Source organism: Flavobacterium aquicola (assembly GCF_003385115.1).
In the GTDB taxonomy this organism is placed as follows: domain Bacteria; phylum Bacteroidota; class Bacteroidia; order Flavobacteriales; family Flavobacteriaceae; genus Flavobacterium; species Flavobacterium aquicola.
Genome location: NZ_QUNI01000001.1, coordinates 600,307 through 618,206, shown reverse-complemented (window position 1 = coordinate 618,206; position 17,900 = coordinate 600,307). Strand labels below are relative to the sequence as shown.

Annotated in this window: 18 protein-coding genes; 5 read left to right on the top strand and 13 right to left on the bottom strand. The window is 32.9% G+C overall.

Going from position 1 to position 17,900, the window contains the following annotated elements:
• Positions 1–14 precede the first annotated feature (14 nt).
• The 10 genes from C8P67_RS02510 to C8P67_RS02465 form a co-directional block, all read right to left on the bottom strand.
• Complete coding sequence (locus tag C8P67_RS02510) at positions 15–263, bottom strand: YtxH domain-containing protein (protein ID WP_115810024.1); 249 nt, start codon at positions 261–263, stop codon at positions 15–17.
• An 18-nt stretch (positions 264–281) separates the two neighbouring features.
• Entirely contained in the window at positions 282–434 is a 153-nt protein-coding gene (locus C8P67_RS02505) for a lmo0937 family membrane protein (RefSeq protein WP_115810022.1), read from the bottom strand.
• A 25-nt stretch (positions 435–459) separates the two neighbouring features.
• On the bottom strand, positions 460–1,110 hold the full coding sequence (locus C8P67_RS02500) for a porin family protein (protein WP_115810020.1): 651 nt from the start codon (positions 1,108–1,110) through the stop codon (positions 460–462).
• A gap of 176 nt (positions 1,111–1,286) precedes the next feature.
• A complete protein-coding gene (locus C8P67_RS02495; RefSeq protein WP_115810018.1) occupies positions 1,287–2,264 on the bottom strand; it encodes a YihY/virulence factor BrkB family protein in 978 nt (325 codons plus the stop codon).
• A gap of 1 nt (position 2,265) precedes the next feature.
• On the bottom strand, positions 2,266–2,700 hold the full coding sequence (locus C8P67_RS02490) for a hypothetical protein (protein WP_147298186.1): 435 nt from the start codon (positions 2,698–2,700) through the stop codon (positions 2,266–2,268).
• A gap of 213 nt (positions 2,701–2,913) precedes the next feature.
• Positions 2,914–5,127, bottom strand: coding sequence for a PAS domain-containing protein (locus C8P67_RS02485; protein WP_115810014.1), 2,214 nt, complete (start codon positions 5,125–5,127; stop codon positions 2,914–2,916).
• Between the two features lie 105 nt (positions 5,128–5,232).
• Positions 5,233–5,679: a response regulator gene (locus C8P67_RS02480; protein WP_115810012.1), complete on the bottom strand. Its 447-nt coding sequence runs from the start codon at positions 5,677–5,679 to the stop codon at positions 5,233–5,235.
• A gap of 12 nt (positions 5,680–5,691) precedes the next feature.
• Positions 5,692–6,252, bottom strand: coding sequence for a helix-turn-helix domain-containing protein (locus C8P67_RS02475; protein ID WP_115810010.1), 561 nt, complete (start codon positions 6,250–6,252; stop codon positions 5,692–5,694).
• A gap of 147 nt (positions 6,253–6,399) precedes the next feature.
• Positions 6,400–7,524: an AI-2E family transporter gene (locus C8P67_RS02470; protein WP_115810008.1), complete on the bottom strand. Its 1,125-nt coding sequence runs from the start codon at positions 7,522–7,524 to the stop codon at positions 6,400–6,402.
• Between the two features lie 112 nt (positions 7,525–7,636).
• Positions 7,637–7,822 (bottom strand): CsbD family protein, encoded by a 186-nt coding sequence (locus C8P67_RS02465; RefSeq protein WP_115810006.1) that lies wholly within the window; start codon positions 7,820–7,822, stop codon positions 7,637–7,639.
• 181 nt (positions 7,823–8,003) lie between these two features.
• On the opposite strand from C8P67_RS02465, the gene pyrF reads away from it, so the two are divergent.
• The 3 genes from pyrF (at position 8,004) to C8P67_RS02450 (ending at position 10,660) form a co-directional block, all read left to right on the top strand.
• Entirely contained in the window at positions 8,004–8,819 is an 816-nt protein-coding gene (gene pyrF / locus C8P67_RS02460; RefSeq protein ID WP_115810004.1) for an orotidine-5'-phosphate decarboxylase, read from the top strand.
• Positions 8,820–8,972: 153 nt separating this feature from the next.
• Positions 8,973–9,767 carry an ABC transporter substrate-binding protein gene (locus C8P67_RS02455; RefSeq protein WP_115810002.1) on the top strand — a complete coding sequence of 265 codons (795 nt, stop codon included), beginning with the start codon at positions 8,973–8,975 and terminating at the stop codon, positions 9,765–9,767.
• 107 nt (positions 9,768–9,874) lie between these two features.
• Entirely contained in the window at positions 9,875–10,660 is a 786-nt protein-coding gene (locus C8P67_RS02450; RefSeq protein ID WP_115810000.1) for an alpha/beta fold hydrolase, read from the top strand.
• 238 nt (positions 10,661–10,898) lie between these two features.
• On the opposite strand, the gene C8P67_RS02445 is transcribed toward C8P67_RS02450, so the two are convergent.
• Both C8P67_RS02445 and purU read right to left on the bottom strand, forming a co-directional pair.
• Positions 10,899–11,621, bottom strand: coding sequence for a DUF4197 domain-containing protein (locus C8P67_RS02445; protein ID WP_115810115.1), 723 nt, complete (start codon positions 11,619–11,621; stop codon positions 10,899–10,901).
• 95 nt (positions 11,622–11,716) lie between these two features.
• Positions 11,717–12,571 (bottom strand): formyltetrahydrofolate deformylase, encoded by an 855-nt coding sequence (gene purU / locus C8P67_RS02440; protein ID WP_115809998.1) that lies wholly within the window; start codon positions 12,569–12,571, stop codon positions 11,717–11,719.
• Positions 12,572–12,896: 325 nt separating this feature from the next.
• On the opposite strand from purU, the gene C8P67_RS02435 reads away from it, so the two are divergent.
• On the top strand, positions 12,897–16,337 hold the full coding sequence (locus tag C8P67_RS02435) for a methylmalonyl-CoA mutase family protein (protein ID WP_115809996.1): 3,441 nt from the start codon (positions 12,897–12,899) through the stop codon (positions 16,335–16,337).
• Positions 16,338–16,423: 86 nt separating this feature from the next.
• On the opposite strand, the gene C8P67_RS02430 is transcribed toward C8P67_RS02435, so the two are convergent.
• On the bottom strand, positions 16,424–16,786 hold the full coding sequence (locus C8P67_RS02430) for a DUF3244 domain-containing protein (RefSeq protein ID WP_115809994.1): 363 nt from the start codon (positions 16,784–16,786) through the stop codon (positions 16,424–16,426).
• A gap of 186 nt (positions 16,787–16,972) precedes the next feature.
• On the opposite strand from C8P67_RS02430, the gene C8P67_RS02425 reads away from it, so the two are divergent.
• Positions 16,973–17,845, top strand: a complete 873-nt coding sequence (locus tag C8P67_RS02425) for an AraC family transcriptional regulator (RefSeq protein ID WP_115809992.1) — start codon at positions 16,973–16,975, stop codon at positions 17,843–17,845.
• The last annotated feature ends 55 nt before the right edge of the window (positions 17,846–17,900 follow it).

The following is a 17,900-nucleotide window of genomic DNA, read 5'->3' as shown; positions in this document are numbered from 1 at the left end:
GACTTTGCTCTGATTTAAGCTCTGACTTTGCCTTTCTCGTTTATGGCAAAATCTTCGCCTTGGCTTTTAAATGAGTTATATTTTTCAGAGAGAGAATTAGTTATATTATCTAGTTTTTCTCTTAAGTCATCTGTAATACCATTGCCTTTCTTGATAATTTTAGTTCTTGTATTGGAGCCTTTATCAGGAGCAAATACCACTCCCAATACTGCTCCGATTGCAATTCCTCCTAAGACCCCGATTATTGTTTTATCTGTTCCCATGTTTTCTTTTATTTAAATTTAAACTGCTCTACCGCCTATTAATCGTAGTAAAACAGCGATTATCGCTATGACTAATAAAAGGTGTATTAGTGATCCTGCACTATAAACAAAGAACCCTAATGCCCAGGATATAATCAAAATGACTGCTGCTAAATACAATAAATTTGACATGATTTCTATTTTTTAATAGTTACCCTTAATTTAATTTATATGACAGATATAAACTTATATTACTGTTTTTTCCATCAGGTATAGTATAAGTTTCTCCTGCAAAGTCTCTCTCTTTTCCTATTGTTGAGAAACCGTAATTATAGCGGGCTCCAAAACCTATTGAATTAAAATCGAATCCGATTCCTGCAGAGATTCCGATATCAAATTTGTTGAAATCATCGTTATCATAAGCATCTTCAAAGTCAAGTGCGTCTCCGCTTGCATCGTTATTTACTTCTGCATCAATCAGGTATGCGAAATAAGGACCAGCATGAAAACTTATATTATCTGTGGCGTTTACTTTTAGTAAAAGAGGAACTTCGATATAATTTAATTTAAATTGTGCTGTTCCTGTTGTGATTGCATTGTCATACTTTAATTCTCCTCCTTTTCGGCTGTACAGAATTTCGGGCTGAATGGAAAGAATATCTCCTACAGGAAATGTTCCATAGACACCAGCATTAAAACTCGTTAATACATTATTATCGTCGACTTCTGTAGAATATATATTGGAAAAATTTACTCCTCCTTTAATTCCAAAATGTGATCCATCTGTAGAATTTGTTTGTGCCTGAAGATTAGTGAATGATAATCCAGTAAAAGCAATGGCGGCTAAAAGTTTAATTTGGCTTTTCATAAGTTTTTATTTTATTAATTTCTATATTACAAAGTTGCATTACAAGAAATGTTTTTGTGTTATATTATATTTTTGTTGTTTTATATAATTTCCATTCAATTAAAATAGGGTAGATATGAAATAAAAAAAAATCCCTAAATAAGGGAAGTTTAATACTTGAATATTTTTGTAATTATTTAATTATGAGGATTTTGAAGTTTTATGGCTTGGAGTTCCCGATCTGCTTTCTGGACTGTATTTTCCTCAGAAACAATGTCTACCGAATGCACAAGATCAGCAAATTTTGATGGCACGATTGCACTCGAAAATTGAATCGCATAACTTTTGGCAAACTCTGCGCCAAAATAAAGTATCACTGATGAATAGTAAACCCAGATCATTAATACAACAAACGAACCCGCTGTTCCGTATACATTTTGAATATTAGAACTGGCAATATAAAATGATATTAGAAATTTCCCGATCATAAATAATATTGCAGTTGTAAAAGAAGCTAAGCGGACCTGTCTCCATTTTATTTCTGCATCTGGCAAAATGGTAAAGATGGCTCCGAATAATAATGAAATAACAACAAATGTCATTATACTGTTAATAATGTAAACCAGGTAAAACAAAGAGTCCGGAAACTGTGATAAAAATCGATTACTCAAAGTATCCATTATCGTAGAAATTCCTAACGAAACTAATAAGATAAAGCCAAAACTTCCTATTACTCCAAAAGACAGTAAACGCGATTTCAGATATAACCAAAATCCAGATTTTTTTTTCGGTTTAATGCCCCAAATTGTATTAATCGAATCTTGGATTTCTGCAAATACGGATGTTGCACCTATTAACAAGGTCACAATTCCAATTAATCCAGCGATATTTCCTTTATCGGATATGCTCAAATTTTCTATTATTGTCTGAATCTGGGATGCACCAGACGGTCCTACAAAACTCTTAATTTGATTATAGATTGTTCCCTCTGTCGCTTCTCTGCCCCAAAATAAATCTGATAAAAACAAAATTACCAGCAGTAGAGGTCCCATAGAAAACATGGTTGTGTAAGACAATGCGGCACTCATTTTTAATACTTTATGCTCCGAAAAACAGTTTACAGCATTTTTGATAACATTTATCAAGGAAATTATATATTGTTTTGACTTACTCATTTTAACTGCTTAATAGTGTTTTTAATGCCTCATTATTATCGTTCAATATTCTCTTTGATTGTATTGCAAATAGTTTAAAGTCATTATTTTTGGTCTTTTTTTCAATGATGTCAAATGATGTAATTTGATTTTTAATTTCAGTCTGTAATTTTTTTAAGATTACAAATTCAGGTTTTTGATGATGGATAGTATCATTGCTGACATCGATATTATAAATAGGTTTGGGAATGATAATTAAATTATCGTTTGTCAATCTTTTAAAATCTGAATTGATTTTTTTGTGGTCTCTTTTTATCTTCAGCAGAAGTTCAAGTGTTTTTAAATCAGTAGTCAATCTTAAAGATTTACTTGAGAGTTCTATAGCTTTTTGATTTGATTCATTTAAGCAGTCAATTGTACTAAAATCTATTATGGGTTCTTCTGGGGCAGATTCCATCTTATAAAAAAAATTAGTGTATTTATTTTCTTGATTACTGCAAGATGCCATACAAAAGATTATAGCAAATAAGAGTGAATTGCAGCGAATGGAGTGTAAATTATAATGCTTTTTCATCGCCTTGGTTTTGTTACAAAGTTCTGAATCAATGAATAATGAGTATTATAAAATTTTTATTTTGCCTTATATTATTTCCACAACAATATTATGAAACTATGATAGGAAAGGAAAATAAACTGTAAAGGTAGCGCCTTCATTAATTTTACTGCTGGCAAAGATGAAGCCTTTGTGATTTTCCATGATTTTTTCGCAAATGGCTAGGCCTACACCAGTCCCGTGATATTCTGTCTTGCCATGAAGGCGGTTAAATAGTAAGAATATTTTTTTTGAGTGTTCTTGATCAAATCCTATTCCGTTGTCAGTGAAAGTGATTTTGTAATATTTTTTTGTACTTTTTTCGTTTAAAAGAGTTTCTGTTTTTGCAGTTACTTCTGTGCAGTCTATCGTGATTATTGGAGGAGTATCTGCCTTAGAGTATTTTAAAGAATTACTTAATAGATTAGAAAATAACTGCTGCATTTGGAAAGCTATACCGTTAACCGCTGGTAAATTTGTATGATTAATTATAGCTTTTTTGTCTTCTATACTTTGCGACAATTCGGCTAGACTATCATTTAGTATTTCGTTTAAATCAGTTTTTACAAGATTTTTTTCGGATCGATTGGCTTTAGAATATTGTAATAAATCGTCGATTAATACACGCATTCTTTTGGCCGCCATTTCCATTCTTGATAAATATTCTTTACCAGTGTCTGTCAGGTTTTCTTTTTCTTTCTCATTGATTCGAGAAATAAAAGTTTGAATTTTTCGCAAAGGTTCCTGCAGGTCGTGACTGGCTACTTGATTAAATTCATCTAATTCTTTAATATGTTTTTCTAATTCTTTATTGCGCTGTTTTAATTGTAAACTCTTATTATAATCCTCGGTAACATCCCGGCTGGTTCCAATCATGCTTTGCGTACCGCTCAGATCAGTGAAGGATTTTGCGGTGGTCCTGAAATGTCTAATCTTGCCGTCTTTAGTAATTATCCTGTAGTTTATAGAAGGAAGAACCATTGTAGTTAAAGCCTTTTTGAATGCTCTGTCAACATTTTTTTTATCTTCTGGATGTACATATTCGAATAAATTGTCAATAGATGCTTCAAATGCCTGTGGTTCATATCCCAGTAATCTATACCTGTTGTCTGAGAATGTGATTTTTGAAGTATCGAAATTTAAAATCCAGCTGCCATATTTTCCAATAATTTCGGCCTGTTTGCTTGACTCTTCAAATATTTTTAACTGATTATTGATTTTAATTAAATCTTCGTAATTGCTTTTTAATAATTCATTTTTATTATGCTCATCGGTAATATCACCTGTTACTCCCAATACTGTCTTATTTCCAAGATTATCAATAAATAATTTACCCACCGATCTTAAAATACGGATTTCTCCATCTGGTTTGATAATTCTGAAAGAGGATTGAGGAACATCATCTTCGGTAGTAAATTTTTCAAATAAGGAGTCTACGACTGCTACGTCTTCAGGATGTATAAGGTTTGTTATTTTCTCCTGATCAGCTTCAGCAGAAATAGGCTCAATGCCAAATATTCGATAACAATTATCAGAATAAATTATTTTATTATTGCTTAAATTCCATTCCCAAGTGCCAAATTCAGAGAGAATTTCAGCTTGATTGCTTAAAAAATGAGATTTATTTAATTTGACATTTGCAGTCTGCAGTTTTTCTATGTCTTTTGTAGTTTGAGCGTAGGTGAAAATTAGAAGTAAAAGCGTGATAAACAGTATGCCCAATGTTATAATTGGAGTAAAATATATCTGCCTGTCATATATAGAATTTTGTATGGTCAAATTAGACTTTTCATTATGAACCATATCATTTAACTTGATTCTGATATCAATTAAAAGCCTGCTGCTTTCTCTGAAATCTTTTTTGAAATCATAGTCTTTTAATAAATCTACATTTTGATTTGAATTAGAATACTTTGATATATAGTCATATCTTTTGTTGATTGTTTTATATAGTGATTCTAACTTTTTCTGTTGTTCGGGATTGTTTTTGGTTAATCTTTTTAGAATTGAAAATGAGTTATTTATGCTTTTTATGTCGTTTTTATAAAGGATTAAATAAAGGTTGTCTTTTGAGATTATATAACCTCTCATATTATTTTCGGAATCCTTTATATCAGAAAATAAATGTTCTAATTCTAAATTCACTTCATACGTATGCATGAGCAGTTTTGTAGAATTCGAAATATTATTGATATGTTTTACAGTAAGCACACTAATAAAAAACAATATAAATAGGCTTACTGTAAAAATAATTTTATGATAAATTGAAGATTGATATCTATAGTATTTCATATGTTGGTAATAATTTTTTATTGGTCATATGTAATTCAAATATCTTCTTCGTTGTATGTTAAGCATTTTGTATCATGCTTCTATCATATAAGTTGTTAATTGGGATTATAATCGAAGCAAAAAGGTGTCTTTATTCAAACCACTGGTATGATACTGCCAGTTTATTGTAACAATCTCTGATAATACTTTTTTTAAACTATCAAAATTGCTCGGTTTTTTAATGTATATATTTGCGCCCAGAACAAACGTGTCTTCCACATCCTGATCTGATGACGAGGTAGAATATATGGCTATGACAATGTCTTTAAATCTTTCATTTTGCTTAATCTCTTTCAAAGATTCGATCCCGTTTAAAATAGGCATGTTTAAATCTAAAAAAATGATGTTTGGCAATATGGTTTCAGGATCATTTATATAGTTCAATAATTCTCTCCCGTTGTTGACTGTATTGACTACTGTATTGATTTTTAATTCTTCGAAAGCATCAATAAAAAATAATCTATCGTCTTCGTCGTCGTCTGCTAGTGTTATAAGTATAGAATCGTGCTGCATGTTTTTTTGTTTTTATTTTTTAGAGGCAATTTCCCTTCGTTTGTTGATAATTCTCTGGAAGGCTGAAGGTGTTATACCAGTAGTGTTTTTAAACTGTGAACTTAAATGTGCAACACTGGAATAATTTAGTTTAAAGGCTATCTCTGTTAATGACAGCTGATTGTTGATGATTAATTGCTTTGTATATTCTATTTTTTGGAGGATGATAAAATTTTCAATAGAAGTATAAGTTACTTCAGAAAAAATATTAGATAAATAACCATATGAATGATTAAGTTTTTCTGATAGATAAACCGAGCTTTTTACATTAACGGCACTATCTTCATTAAAAACCATATCTACTATCGCGTCTTTAATTTTTTGTATTAAAATTGTTTTTTGATTTTCAACAATCTCAATTCCATATCGATCCAATGATTTGCTAAACAAATCCATTTTTTCTGTCGAAACCTTTTCTAAAAATTCAACTTCTCCAAAACCAAGAATTCTATGTTTTATTTGGCATTCCTCCAGTTTTTCTTCAAGAATTTTTTTACAAGTATTATTGAAATCAAATTTAATAAATATTCTCATGATCAAAATTATTTGTTACTAAAGTAATTAAAAATATTGTAAAATATAGCAAAATATTGTTTGTTAACTTATGTTTTCATTCTCGTGTTCGAAATTTTCCTGATAATTGTTAATTATATTTTCCTGTAAAGGAACTTTTAACACGACCTAAATTTTCGAGTTTTGAAGCCTAATTCTTTTCCAGATTTTTAATCTGTTTTTTGCTTTATTGCTAAAGTATTTCTCCTTTGCTTCTCCCAGTAAAAAACCTATTGGCTTTAATTTTTCGGAATTATCAAATATAACTTTTAGTGAAGCTGTAACTGGTAAGGCTAATATCATTCCCGGAATTCCCCACAGCATCGAGAATAGAATAAGAGACAGGATTGATGCGAAAACATTTAGCGAAACTTTGGAGCCAGTGATTTTTGGAGTTATAAAGTTTCCTTCAAGGAACTGTATGAATCCAAATATACCGATTACTCCAATAGAATACCAATAAGAATCTTTTGTTGCCAAAGCTATTAATGCAGGCAAAAGAGAACCAATTACAATACCAATGTAAGGTATTAACAATAATAGGGATGCTAAGAACCCAAAGAAAAAAGCATGTTCAATTCCTAAAAGAAGCAATCCCAGGCTGTTTAGAATACCTACAATTGTCATCACAATAAGCAGACCTAATAAATAACTTCGCTGTACTTTATAAAGTTCGCTTAGAATGTTTCTCATTTTTGTTCTGTGACAAACTTTCTCAGTTGTTTTGTATAAAAAACTGACTAAGAAATTCCGATATAATAGAAACAGAAACATATAGAGCGGTGTCAAAATGAAATCGCCTAAAATACTTCCTGAAGTAGCAATGAAATTCATAATTCCAGTTGAATTTTGTTTTGCTATTTCTTTTATTTCTAATTGCTTATCTTCAATTACATCAGCCCTGTGTATACCAGTCGTTTTTTCGGTTTGTGTTACTAACGGGCTTATTTTTTGTTCTATTTCCTTATAATAGGTATCGCTTTTGTCGACTATTTCTTCAAATTGAAAACCTATTAAAATAAAAACAGTAAAAGCCAAAGAAACAAAAATTGTTATAGCAATTGTTATCGAAAGAATCCGGTTAAAACAAAGTGTTGATTCAAAATATTGTACGATTGGATAAATTAAAACACTTAGAATAATAGCGAAGAATAAGGGGATTAAAAAATCCTGTAACATGTATGCAATAAAAACAATCAAAACAGAGCCCAGCAGGTCTAATGCAAAGTGATTGTCTGTATTGTTTAGATTCATGGATAAGTTTTTTTAGAATAAAGAACTGCCTATAGGAAATTAATAACCTCTATAAAAAATAGAAATTAGTAAAAAGTATAGACAGTTCAATTTTGTTATTTGGAATAATCAATTACAAATCTGCAATCCATTTTGTAATTTCATCTTTCGATTTACCAATTCTTTTTTGGATTTTTCCATACATTTCATCCTCTTTTCCTTCTTCGTACAATAAATCGTCATCAGTAAGGTCGGCATATTGCTGTTTTAGTTTTCCTTTAATCTCGTTCCAGTTTCCTTTGATTTCTGTAGTGTTCATAATAGATGTATTTTAAAATTAGTCACATATTTTTATTTCTGTATCGAATATCTCTACAGGCTGTTTACAAAATTATTGCAGCAGTCTTCCAAAACCCTTACACAATTATTAAGGAATGTTGCAAAATTCCAAGTTTTATTAGATTCAAGTTTGTAAATTTGCCAACCACAATAAATTTTACATGACAACACAACAGCTTTGCGAACAGATCCAAATTAAAAAATCATTTCTATGCGTAGGTTTAGATGTAGATTTAAATAAAATTCCACAGCATTTATTAGAATTAGAAGATCCTATTTTCGAATTTAATAAAGCCATTATTGATGCGACGCATGATTTGACGGTGGCATATAAACCCAATATTGCTTTCTTTGAAGCTTACGGATTAAAAGGATGGACTTCACTGCAGAAGACTATTGAATATATCAATGAAAAATATCCTGAAATTTACACTATTGCTGATGCCAAAAGAGGAGATATTGGAAATACATCTTCTATGTATGCTAAAGCTTTTTTTGAGGATTTAAATTTTGACAGTGTGACTGTTGCTCCATATATGGGAAAAGATTCAGTAGAGCCTTTTCTTGCTTTCGAAAATAAACACACCATAATGCTTGCTTTGACGTCTAATGAAGGTGCTTTCGATTTCCAGACTTTGGAGGTAAATGGAAAGGAATTGTACAAACAGGTTTTGGAAACTTCTAAAACTTGGAAAAATTCTGAAAACCTGATGTATGTTGTAGGAGCTACAAAAGCAGAATATTTTACCGAAGTCCGTAAAATTGTTCCTGACAGTTTCCTGCTTGTGCCTGGCGTTGGCGCGCAAGGAGGAAGCCTTTCTGAAGTATGTAAATACGGAATGAATGATAATGTAGGATTACTGATTAATTCTTCCCGAGCGATTCTTTATGCCTCAAACGGAACAGATTTTGCCGATGCAGCCAGAGCCGAAGCTTTGAAAATGCAGCAGGAAATGGAGGAGGTTTTAAAAGCATAAAAAGTTAATGAGTTTAAAGCCCCCTTTGAATATAATTTAAACGCTAAGTTCGCTAAGTTTTTTCACAAGGTTCGTAAAGTAGATAGTTTTGCGTTCTTAGCGTAAATCTTAGCGAACTTTGCGTTTATATATACAATCCAACAAGTAAACAAAATGAAGCAGTTAAAAGATCAGGTCGGTTTTTCTCATTCTTTTGAAATAACTCCAAAACGAATCGTTTCTCTTGTACCTTCTCAAACCGAACTGCTTTATGATTTGGGTTTGGAAGAAAATATCGTTGGAATCACAAAATTTTGCGTGCATCCTTATCATTTAAAATCGACTAAAAAAACAGTTGGCGGAACCAAGAAAGTGAATTACGACAAGATCCGCGAGCTCAATCCCGATATTATTATCTGTAATAAAGAAGAGAATACTCAGGAAATAGTCGAAGAATTAAAAAAGATATGCTCAGTCTGGGTAACTGATATTTTCACTATCGAAGATAATTTTCAAATGATAACCGACTTTGGCCAGATTTTCAACCGAAGAACCGAAGCTAGAAAATGGAACGATAAATTAACTTTTGCTTTGAGCGGTTTTAAAGAGTTTGTAAAAGATATCCCGGTTAAGAAAGTGGCTTACTTCATTTGGAAGAATCCTTATATGGTGGCCGGTTCGGGAACTTTTATTGATGAATTGTTAAAGCTGAACCATTTTCAGAATCAGTATGCTTCCCGAGAAAGATACCCAGAAATTGATCTTGAAAAAATGGATCCTGACGGAAGTTTGGATTTGGCACTGCTTTCTTCAGAGCCTTTTCCTTTTAAAGCAGAGGATGGCTATGACATAGTGAAATTTACGAATAGTGCACAAGCTATTTTAGTGGACGGAGAAATGTTTTCATGGTACGGAAGCCGATTATTGAAGGCTTTCGATTACTTTAAATACCTGCATAATAGTATTTAAAAAGTTTAAAATCTAACAAATCAGAAGCGGAACAGTCTAATAATCTGAAAAACCAGCAATCCAAAAGTCTAAAAAAGAACTATATTTGTCCAGCAAAAAAAACATAAGTGATTAATTATACATTATATAGGAACGAAAACAGTGAGCAATGGGTCACATTTGTGCATGGCGCTGGAGGAAGTTCGTCTATTTGGTTCAAGCAGATTAGAGATTTCAAAAAGGACTATAATGTCTTACTTCTTGATTTAAGGGGACATGGCGAATCCAAAACTACTTTAAAAACGGCTTTCAAGCAAAAATATACTTTTTCGGCTTTAGCCAATGATATTCTCGAAGTTTTGGACCATCTGAAAATTGAAAAATCACATTTTGTAGGTATTTCATTGGGAACAATTCTTATTCGGCAGTTGGCTGAAATGTATCCTGACAGAGTTCAGACCATGATTCTTGGCGGAGCGATCTTAAAAATGAATTTTCGTTCCCAAATATTAATGCGGTTAGGAAACACTTTTAAGTATGTATTGCCTTATTTGGTTTTATATAAATTTTTTGCTTTTGTGATCATGCCTAAAAAAAGCCATAAGCAGTCACGATCTCTTTTTATTACTGAAGCTAAGAAGCTGTACCAAAAAGAATTTATAAAATGGTTTAAACTCACTGCCGAGATAAATCCTGTATTAAAGTGGTTCCGTCAGGTAGAATTGAATATTCCAACACTTTATGTTATGGGCGAAGAAGATTATATGTTTTTGCCGTCTGTTCGCAAGGTTGTAGAAAGTCATTATAAATCCTCTCAATTATTTGTAATCGAAAAATGCGGGCATGTGGTCAATGTAGAACAGCCAAATGCTTTCAATACCGCAGTTTTGTGTTTTATAAATAACACTAAATAAATCTAACAATATTAAATAAAAAATGCCTGCAACTTATAGCTGCAGGCAATTTTATAACTAACCAAAACCAAAATAATAAATAACCAGTTTATTACATTGCAAAGATCAGTATATTGTTTAATTATTGCTGTTAAGGAATTGTTATTAGTTAATCTTCAAAAGTTAAGTTTTTAAATGTAATTTTAACATATTAAAATTCTGATATTTTTCAGATATAACTATTTGATTTTTAAGGATATTATTTGTTGTCCTGTAAAGCGAATACTTTCTTCAAAACATCTGATGTTCTGTCATCAATATTACTTCTGATGTTTTTTTCTTCGATGGTAATCATTTTAAAAACACCATCCAGCGCTTTTAAGGTGACATAATCTGTAAGATCAGGATTTATCTTGGTTACAAATGGGATTGTATTGTACTGCGTTATTATTTTGGTCCAGATTACATCAGCTCCAACTTTGCCTATAGACTGCTGAACAACTGGGTTAAACTTAACATACAGCGAAGTTGTAGTTGCCGATTGTAAATAAACCGTTGCGGCATTTTCATTCCCCAGCAAAATGCCTTTAGCATCTGTTATAGTTATGTTTTTAATTGCTGATACAAAAATAGGTGTGGCTTCTTTTACAGCATCTTCGGCAGCTCTGTTTAAAACCAGAATACCTTCATCTGCCAATTTTGACATTCCCATTTTTCGCAGGGTTTTATCAACTTTTGCTAATTCTTCCGGCATTAAAATTTTTACAGCTTCGTTTTTATAGAAACCATCCATTGCTGTTAATTTAGACACTTGTTCAGTAACTCCTTTGTTGAGGGCTTCTTTTAATCCAGCAGCGATATCTAAACTGCTGTTTGTGTTCGTAACGGAATTTATTTTTTCTTTCGCTTTTGCTAAAATGTCTTTAAATTGGGCATTACTAATGGCAGGCAGGATTAAAAGTAGGAATAGAGCTTTTTTCATTTTTATTTTTATTTTTTTCAAATGTATATAAATCATGTGTCTCACCAATTTGAAATTTTCCTAAAAAAAATGTAAAGTTTTGCTCTGAGATTACTTTAAGAAAACACAACCGTTTTATTGTTATATACCATAGTTTTTCTCTCTGCATGCAGTTTTATTGCTCTTGCAAGTACTATACGTTCCAAATCCCGTCCTTTCATAATAAAATCTTCTATAGAGTGGCTGTGCGTTACTCTTGAAATGTCCTGTTCAATAATTGGGCCTTCGTCTAAACCTTCAGTAACATAATGACTAGTAGCACCAATAATTTTCACACCGCGCTTAAAGGCAGAATGATAAGGTTTTGCTCCTGGAAATGCCGGCAGGAAAGAATGATGTATATTAATGATTTTGTTTTTGTACAGCGCGATTAAATTTGGAGTGATAATCTGCATGTAGCGGGCCAGAACGATGAAATCAATATCAAATTGTTTTAATAATTCAATCTGGGCTTTTTCGCCCTCTTCTTTATTGTCTTTTGTAAAAGGAACATGATAAAACGGAATATTAAAACGTTCTGCCACACATTTTAAATCTTCATGGTTACTTATTATTAAAGGAATTTCAAGTGGTAATTCACCTGCGCAATAACGTCCCAATATGTCATACAGACAGTGATCGTATTTTGAAATAAACAAAGCCATTTTGGGCTTTTGATCTTGGGGATACATTTCCCAGGTCATATTGAAAGGCGTAGCAAGATTTTCTTGAAAGTGGCTTTTAATTGATTCAATATTCCAATCGAGTTTACTGAACTGACATTCTAACCGCATAAAAAAAACGTTTTCATCGGCATCAACATGCTGGTCTAAGTAGGTAATATTTCCATCGATTGAAGCGATATAATTAGTTACCGAGGCAATAATCGCTTTTTTATCTTCACAATGTATAAGTATGGTAATTCTTTGCATTTGTTTAAATTTTCTAAATAATTAGGAGCAATTCCTATGGATTTTTGAATGATGATGAACGATTTCTGATTTTAGATTTTTATACTGCTGAACGCAAAGATTATTGTTTTTATAAGTTTTAGAACTTCAAAAATCAAATATCGTTAGTCAAAAATCTTAAATCATTTTTATTGGGCTAGGCCTCGAAAATACCAATTTTTTGTGAAAACAGCCCTGTTTTCTTAGGAAAAAACAACGTTGCCATATTTTGTGTTTTATATTGATTTTATTGATTTTTATTTTAAAATTTATGTAAATTGCACCGTTAAATTATCATATTCATAAAATGGAATTAGTTAAACCGTACGTACCCATAAATAAAGTCCGAATCGTAACTGCTGCATCACTCTTTGATGGCCATGATGCTGCAATAAACATAATGAGAAGGATTATTCAGTCCACAGGAGTCGAAGTAATTCATCTTGGTCATGACCGAAGTGTAGAGGAAGTGGTGAACACCGCGATTCAGGAAGATGCTAATGCCATAGCGATGACTTCTTACCAAGGAGGGCACAATGAATATTTTAAATACATGTACGATTTGCTTCAGGAAAAAGGAGCGGGTCACATCAAGATTTTTGGCGGAGGCGGCGGTGTAATCCTTCCTTCTGAAATTGAAGAATTACAAGCTTACGGAATCACCAGAATTTATGCTCCAGACGATGGGCGCGCTATGGGACTTCAGGGAATGATTAATGATTTGGTAGAACGTTCTGATTTTCCGATCGGCGATAAGCTGACAAATGAACTGGATTTAATAGAATCTAAAACACCAACGGCTATTGCACGTTTAATTTCGGCAGCCGAGAATTTTCCAGAAATTGCGAAACCTTTCTTTGATATAATTCACGAAAAAAATAAAACTTCAAAAATTCCGGTACTTGGAATCACAGGAACTGGAGGCGCAGGAAAATCATCATTGGTAGACGAATTAGTTCGCCGTTTTTTAATTGATTTTCCAGAAAAAACGATTGGATTAATTTCTGTTGATCCATCCAAAAGAAAAACTGGAGGTGCATTGTTAGGTGACAGAATCCGAATGAATGCGATTAACAATCCTCGAGTATATATGCGTTCATTGGCGACGCGTCAATCCAATCTGGCATTATCAAAATATGTAGCCGAAGCTATTGAAGTTTTGAAAGCGGCAAAATACGATATTATAATTCTGGAAACTTCAGGAATCGGGCAATCGGATACTGAGATTATGGACCATTCCGATGTTTCACTATATGTTATGACTCCAGAATTTGGCGCAGCAACTCAATTAGAAAAAATCGACATGCTCGATTTTGCTGATTTGGTAGCTTTAAATAAATTTGACAAACGTGGTGCTTTGGATGCTATTAGAGATGTGAAAAAGCAGTATCAGCGCAACCATAATCTTTGGGATGTAAATCCAGATGCGATGCCGGTTTATGGAACGATTGCTTCGCAGTTCAATGATCCAGGGATGAATACTTTGTATAAATCCATCATGGATAAAATAGTAGAAAAAACCGATTCTGATTTGAAATCGACTTTTGAAATTACCCGTGAAATGAGCGAGAAAATCTTTGTAATTCCGCCTCATAGAACCCGTTATTTATCTGAAATTGCCGAAAATAACAGAAAATATGATACTACAGCTTTGAGTCAAGAACAAGTGGCTCAAAAATTATACGGAATTTTCAAAACGCTGGAAAGTGTTTCTGGAAAAGTTCCTTTGATTAACAAAGCAGGAATTGATGACAGTTCAGTTCTTCCAAATGCATTGGCAGAACACGATGAGAACAGAATTTTTATCAATCTTTTGCTGAATCAATTTGATAAAGTAAAAATGGATTTGGATCCCTACAATTGGGAAATGATTCTCAATTGGGATGAAAAAATCAGCCTGTATAAAAATCCTGTTTATACTTTTAAAGTTCGTGACAAAGAAATAAAAATGGCTACGCATACAGAGTCGCTGTCACATTCTCAGATTCCAAAAGTATCTATGCCAAAGTACAAAGCCTGGGGCGATATTTTGCGCTGGTGTCTGCAAGAGAATGTTCCTGGGGAATTTCCTTTTACATCAGGTTTGTATCCGTTTAAACGTGATGGTGAAGATCCGTCAAGAATGTTTGCGGGCGAAGGCGGGCCTGAAAGAACAAACAAACGTTTTCATTATGTAAGTGCAGGACTGCCGGCTAAGAGGCTTTCGACTGCTTTTGACAGTGTTACTTTATATGGAAATGATCCGCATCTGCGTCCGGATATTTACGGAAAAATTGGAAATGCTGGGGTTTCAATCTGCTGTCTGGATGATGCTAAAAAACTGTATTCAGGATTCGATTTGGTTCATGCCATGACATCAGTGAGTATGACAATTAATGGACCGGCGCCTATGCTGCTTGGTTTTTTTATGAATGCAGCCATTGATCAGCAGTGCGAACATTATATTCAAGAAAACAACCTTGAAGATGAGGTTACTGCAATAATCAGTAAAATATATAAAGAAAAAGGAGTAGAGCGCCCGCATTATCAAGGTGATCTGCCTGAAGGAAATAATGGTTTGGGATTGTTTCTTCTTGGAGTGACAGGAGATCAGGTACTTCCCGCAGATGTATATGATAAAATAAAAGCCAAAACGCTCAAAAAAGTTAGGGGAACCGTTCAGGCAGATATTCTCAAGGAAGATCAAGCCCAAAATACCTGTATTTTCTCAACAGAATTTGCATTGCGATTGATGGGAGATGTTCAGGAATATTTTATTGCCCAAAATGTCAGAAACTTTTATTCGGTATCTATTTCGGGTTATCATATTGCCGAGGCTGGTGCCAATCCAATTACGCAATTGGCTTTCACGCTTTCAAATGGTTTTACTTATGTAGAATATTATTTGAGTCGTGGCATGGATATTAATGATTTCGGACCAAATTTATCGTTCTTTTTCTCCAATGGTGTCGATCCGGAATATGCTGTAATTGGCCGTGTAGCTCGAAAAATTTGGGCGAAAGCCATGAAAAATAGATACGGGGCCAATGAAAGAGCCCAAATGCTGAAGTATCACATTCAGACTTCGGGACGCTCACTGCATGCACAGGAAATTGATTTCAATGATATTCGTACGACGTTGCAGGCATTGTATGCAATATATGATAACTGTAATTCATTGCATACGAATGCTTATGATGAAGCGATTACAACACCAACTGAGGAATCAGTGCGAAGAGCAATGGCAATTCAGCTGATTATTAATAAAGAATTGGGTCTTGCCAAAAATGAAAATCCTATTCAAGGCTCATTCATAATTGAAGAATTGACCGATTTAGTTGAAGAAGCAGTTCTTCAAGAATTTGACCGAATTACAGAACGCGGCGGAGTGCTTGGCGCAATGGAAACGATGTATCAGCGTTCTAAAATTCAAGAGGAAAGTTTGTATTATGAAACTTTGAAACATACTGGCGAATTTCCAATTGTGGGTGTAAATACATTCTTGAGTTCCAAAGGTTCTCCAACGGTTATTCCTGCAGAAGTAATTCGTGCAGCAGAAGAAGAAAAACAATATCAAATTGCAATGCTGGACAATCTGCATCAGTGTCATGCCGTTTTGGTAAAAGAACATTTAGCGACACTGCAGGAAGCTGCAATAAAAGGAGATAATTTATTTGAACACCTGATGGAAGCAACAAAGGTGTGTTCTTTAGGGCAGATTACCGAAGCTTTGTTTGAAGTAGGAGGACAGTATAGAAGAAATATGTAGTCTGGTGGTTTTATTTTATACAAAAACAGCTCCATTTCAGGAGCTGTTTTTGTTTTTTTTGAATCAGTAAGTCTAAAAGAGATCTACTAGATATTAGCTGAAGCTAATGATTTACTTGATAAAGTTGAAGTTTCTCTTGAAACAACAATTTCGTGAGTTACTTTTTTAGAATTTGTTTCTACTTCCAAAAAGTAAGTTCCTACTGGAAATTCTTCTAAGCTGTAAGTTTTTAATATACCTTGTTTTCCAGTTACTACTTCAGAATAAATTACATTGTGAAATTTATCTGTAATAGTTACATTAACTTTTTGAATTTGATTTACAGCAAAACTAATTTCTTTCCCATTACCGCTCATTACTTTTAAAGCAAAATCACCATTCGTTGCATAAGTACTCATTGTTGTCATTGCAACTAATACTACTAGACTAATTTTTAAGATCGTTTTCATATGTTTTGTTTTTTAAATTTAGTATTAAAAATTTCTATTACAAATGTATAGAGATAATCGATTGCACTACACAACAGTTTTTTCCAATATCTATGCTATTTTAACCTCACGAAAACGTTGTATGTTAAAATTGGATAATATAGAACTCTTTTTTGGTAAATTTGAGTAGTTTTTAAACAAAAGCTCATGAAAAAAATAAATCCAACACTAGAAGTTATTGCACCGACTTTTGGAAGTTCTTTTACATTTTCAAAATATGTAGAAAATAGCAATTGTAAATCGGATTTATGGCATTATCATCCAGAGATTGAATTGGTATATGTAAACGGGGGGTCTGGAAAAAGACAGATAGGAAGTCATATATCGTATTATTCGGATGGAGATTTAGTTCTCATAGGCAGTAATCTGCCACATTGCGGATTTACCAACGAGGAAACAGGTAATAAGAATGAAACCGTAATTCAGATGCGCCCTGATTTTTTAGGTAATGATTTTCTGGAAATTCCGGAATTGAAAAATATTCAGCGGCTTTTGAATAAAGCAAAAGCAGGTATTGCTTTTGGTCCCGAAACCAAGAAGTTAGTTGCGGGCTTGATGGAAGATATGGAAAATCAATCCGTTTTTGACCGCTTGTTAAGAATGATCCGTGTTTTGAATACTTTGGAAACCAATAATGAATACACGATTTTGAATGCCGACGGGTTTACGTTGGAAATGCAGGTTCAGGACAATGATCGTATCAATGTAGTTTTTAATTATGTAAAAGATAATTTTCAGGAATCTATTCAGCTTGATACTGTTTCCAGTTTGGTGAGTATGACGACTCCTTCATTCTGCAGGTATTTTAAAAAAATAACTAACAAAACATTTACCACTTTTGTAAATGATTACCGTTTGGTTCATGCGTCAAAACTTTTGTCTGAAAATAACAAAAGTATTTCTGAAATTAGTTTCGAAAGCGGATTTAATAATTTTAGTCATTTTAATAAATCATTTAAAGCCTTTACAGGCAAAAGTGCTTCGCAGTACAGACATGAATTAAAGTCTCTCATTGAGTAATTTATCTAAAAGTTAGCTTATTTTTTTATTTTAGGAAATTGTATATTTACAATTC

Coding starts and splice junctions, on each gene's coding strand:
- C8P67_RS02425 (WP_115809992.1), top strand. CDS start 16,973: ATGAAAAAAATAAATCCAACACTAGAAGTTATTGCACCGACTTTTGGA.
- C8P67_RS02455 (WP_115810002.1), top strand. CDS start 8,973: ATGAAGCAGTTAAAAGATCAGGTCGGTTTTTCTCATTCTTTTGAAATA.
- C8P67_RS02485 (WP_115810014.1), bottom strand. CDS start 5,127: ATGAAATACTATAGATATCAATCTTCAATTTATCATAAAATTATTTTT.
- C8P67_RS02445 (WP_115810115.1), bottom strand. CDS start 11,621: ATGAAAAAAGCTCTATTCCTACTTTTAATCCTGCCTGCCATTAGTAAT.
- C8P67_RS02500 (WP_115810020.1), bottom strand. CDS start 1,110: ATGAAAAGCCAAATTAAACTTTTAGCCGCCATTGCTTTTACTGGATTA.
- C8P67_RS02465 (WP_115810006.1), bottom strand. CDS start 7,822: ATGAACACTACAGAAATCAAAGGAAACTGGAACGAGATTAAAGGAAAA.
- pyrF (WP_115810004.1), top strand. CDS start 8,004: ATGACAACACAACAGCTTTGCGAACAGATCCAAATTAAAAAATCATTT.
- C8P67_RS02480 (WP_115810012.1), bottom strand. CDS start 5,679: ATGCAGCACGATTCTATACTTATAACACTAGCAGACGACGACGAAGAC.
- C8P67_RS02435 (WP_115809996.1), top strand. CDS start 12,897: ATGGAATTAGTTAAACCGTACGTACCCATAAATAAAGTCCGAATCGTA.
- C8P67_RS02430 (WP_115809994.1), bottom strand. CDS start 16,786: ATGAAAACGATCTTAAAAATTAGTCTAGTAGTATTAGTTGCAATGACA.
- C8P67_RS02490 (WP_147298186.1), bottom strand. CDS start 2,700: ATGGAATCTGCCCCAGAAGAACCCATAATAGATTTTAGTACAATTGAC.
- C8P67_RS02475 (WP_115810010.1), bottom strand. CDS start 6,252: ATGAGAATATTTATTAAATTTGATTTCAATAATACTTGTAAAAAAATT.
- C8P67_RS02495 (WP_115810018.1), bottom strand. CDS start 2,264: ATGAGTAAGTCAAAACAATATATAATTTCCTTGATAAATGTTATCAAA.
- C8P67_RS02510 (WP_115810024.1), bottom strand. CDS start 263: ATGGGAACAGATAAAACAATAATCGGGGTCTTAGGAGGAATTGCAATC.
- C8P67_RS02470 (WP_115810008.1), bottom strand. CDS start 7,524: ATGAATCTAAACAATACAGACAATCACTTTGCATTAGACCTGCTGGGC.
- purU (WP_115809998.1), bottom strand. CDS start 12,571: ATGCAAAGAATTACCATACTTATACATTGTGAAGATAAAAAAGCGATT.
- C8P67_RS02505 (WP_115810022.1), bottom strand. CDS start 434: ATGTCAAATTTATTGTATTTAGCAGCAGTCATTTTGATTATATCCTGG.